Origin of the sequence: Pseudoalteromonas sp. S16_S37, assembly GCF_014694405.1 — a bacterium.
In the GTDB taxonomy this organism is placed as follows: domain Bacteria; phylum Pseudomonadota; class Gammaproteobacteria; order Enterobacterales; family Alteromonadaceae; genus Pseudoalteromonas.
Genome location: NZ_JAAUWV010000146.1, coordinates 1 through 1,236, shown reverse-complemented (window position 1 = coordinate 1,236; position 1,236 = coordinate 1). Strand labels below are relative to the sequence as shown.

2 protein-coding genes are annotated in these 1,236 nt (G+C 36.9%); both read right to left on the bottom strand.

Going from position 1 to position 1,236, the window contains the following annotated elements; translation table 11 throughout:
* Positions 1–79 precede the first annotated feature (79 nt).
* Positions 80–313 (bottom strand): hypothetical protein, encoded by a 234-nt coding sequence (locus tag HC733_RS22265; RefSeq protein ID WP_190367160.1) that lies wholly within the window; start codon positions 311–313, stop codon positions 80–82.
* Positions 314–440: 127 nt separating this feature from the next.
* Positions 441–1,070 (bottom strand): LysE family translocator, encoded by a 630-nt coding sequence (locus tag HC733_RS22260; RefSeq protein ID WP_190367159.1) that lies wholly within the window; start codon positions 1,068–1,070, stop codon positions 441–443.
* Positions 1,071–1,236: the final 166 nt, after the last annotated feature.

Sequence of the window (1,236 nt, the reverse complement as noted above, 5' to 3'; positions counted from 1 at the left end):
TCTATTGGATATATTTCACCAGCTCAATATGAAGCTGATTTCTATGATAATTTAAAAGAGTCAGGTAAAGTAGCCTGACTTAAACAACTAGTCTCCGATGAACTCGGGGCGATTCAATCCAGTCAGCATTTTCCTGATCAACATCGGCAACTTCTAATGCCATTGGAAACTTGTAAAAACTCCCTCTGGCCGGTGATATTAGTTCGCACTCTCCTTTGAAGTATCCAACCCAACCGTCTGGCGCGGATGCAAAACTCGATGTACTACCTAGTAGTAATGCGGATACAGTTAATAGTGTCATTTTTGTTTTCATCGTTTTCTCCTTATTATTATCTGCTAAGTCCAAAATTCACATAAATAGAACGTGATGATAAAACCATAATTACAAAACAATTACCTAAATTGCAAACATAAAACTCACTATTAGAGATTTTGACGGATTACCGAGTGAATAAAGCAGTCCCAATTACATCAATTAACTCTTTGATAACTGGCAGCACTGAAAGGATCAACAATAATGACATAGTGTAGTTGAAGCATATAAGGTATTTAGGTCGTGTCAAATAGCGTTTTAGTACGGAGCCAAATAATAACCAAACTCCTACACAAGGAAACGATACAAGTAGAAATATTAAAGCTATCGTTATCTGCTGGTCAAAAGAACTGACATTAACCGTCGTGAACGCTGCTATCGCCCCTGATGCAACAATCCATGCCTTTGCGTTAATCCACTGAAATAATGCTCCATTTAGAAATGACAATGGTGTTTGTTGATTCCTAAATGAAACAGAATTGGGTGTATTTGCTATCAAGTACGCTAAATAAAGTAAATAGCCTACACCGAGTGTTTTTATGACCAAATGCAACGAAGGAAAATACGTAAACACCTGCATAAAACCAATACCGACTATCAATAACATCGCAGTAAACCCAAGGCAAATACCACATAAAAGAGGGAGACTTTTTCTTACGCCGAAGTTAAGGCCAGATGTCATTACAAGCACATTATTAGGGCCTGGTGTAATTGAGGATGAAATAGCAAATAAAAAAATAGCGACGAAGTAGTCCATTAGTACTTAACCCTAAATAAGGTAAATTAAATTTTTGCAGACATCCGCCGCTTTATATATGCACTATGGCGGATGTTTGGCACTATTATTTCAATATTAAGTACCCTTGGCATATGGATAACTATACTTTGCGAAGCAATATACACAATCCAATTTAACTCTCTTG

What these genes read in the sequence shown, in the direction of transcription:
- HC733_RS22265 (WP_190367160.1), bottom strand. Translation starts at nt 313, where the DNA reads ATGAAAACAAAAATGACACTATTAACTGTATCCGCATTACTACTAGGT.
- HC733_RS22260 (WP_190367159.1), bottom strand. Translation starts at nt 1,070, where the DNA reads ATGGACTACTTCGTCGCTATTTTTTTATTTGCTATTTCATCCTCAATT.